1 protein-coding gene is annotated in these 1,103 nt (G+C 64.1%); it reads right to left on the minus strand.

Annotation, left to right across the window (positions count from 1 at the left end):
- The coding region (locus ABT116_RS49335) for a metallophosphoesterase (RefSeq protein WP_351648180.1) at positions 1-1,103 on the minus strand (1,103 nt) is incomplete at both ends.

A 1,103-nucleotide genomic window follows, 5' to 3' on the forward strand; every position in this document is an offset into this window, starting at 1 on the left:
GGGGCGTCGCGCCCTGTTCGCTCCCTTTGCCATTCGCGTGGAAGTTGGGTGTCTATGGGTGTATCGGGCGCCGACGCCTCCGACCAGGCTCGGTCCGCGAGAGCCTGAATATCGGGATCCGGCGAAATATCGTGTGTCACTATCTGATTGAAAGCGGACGTCTGATCGCGAACGACCTCGCGGGTGTTGCGATCGATGGTGACGTCTGCGACGGACACGATCCGGCCGTGCGAAGCGCCCTGCATGACGACTCTGGGATTGCCTGCGGGATCAGGGAATTCGCAGTTGTACTGCTGGTGGCTGTCGGCGGTGAAGATGACGTCGACCTTCGGTGAGGCACGCAACGCAATGTCGCGGGCCGGCCCGGACTCGACGTTGCAATCGTTGGGCCCACCTTCGACGGCCGGTTCGTCCCCACGGTGCAGGAGGACGGTGATGGCTTTGACGCCGAAGAAGTCGAGGACGTCGGCGGTGCGGTTGATCGCTTCGACCTCGTCGCCGAACTGCAGATCGGCGATCCCGCCGGGCGTGACGATCTGCGACGTGTTGGCGGGGGAAATCGCGATGACTCCGAGCGGAATGCCGTCGACCATGTTCACGGTGAAGGGCAGCGTGGCCGGAGTGCCGTTGGTGTACGTCATGTTCGCGGCCATCAGTGGGAAGTTGGCGCCGTCGAAGGACGGGCTGAACGTGCACGCATCGACGGCGGAGCAGCCGCCGGACTGCATGCGACGGAACTCGGCGAGTCCCTTGTCCAGCTCATGATTACCGATCGCGGAAGCGTCGATCTTCATCCGGTTCAGCAGTTCGACCGTCGGCTCGTCGTTGAACATCGCCGATTCCAATGCCGACGATCCCCAGTTGTCACCGACCGAGTACAGCAGCGAGTTGGTGGCCTGACTGCGAAGCTGTGTCACGTAGGCCGCGAGGTACGCCGCGCCACCGGCCGGGGTGAGAGAGCCGTCGGCCTGCCTGATCTCGCTGCGAACACCTTCCGGCGGGCGGAGACTGCCGTGCAGATCGTTGAACGCCAACAGACGTACCGACACCGTGTCCTGGGACTCTGCGTTGGCGACGCCACTCAGGGAGGTCGCGGTGGTGGC

It is taken from the genome of Streptomyces sp. NPDC002130, assembly GCF_040296465.1.
Taxonomy (GTDB): Bacteria; Actinomycetota; Actinomycetes; order Streptomycetales; family Streptomycetaceae; genus Streptomyces.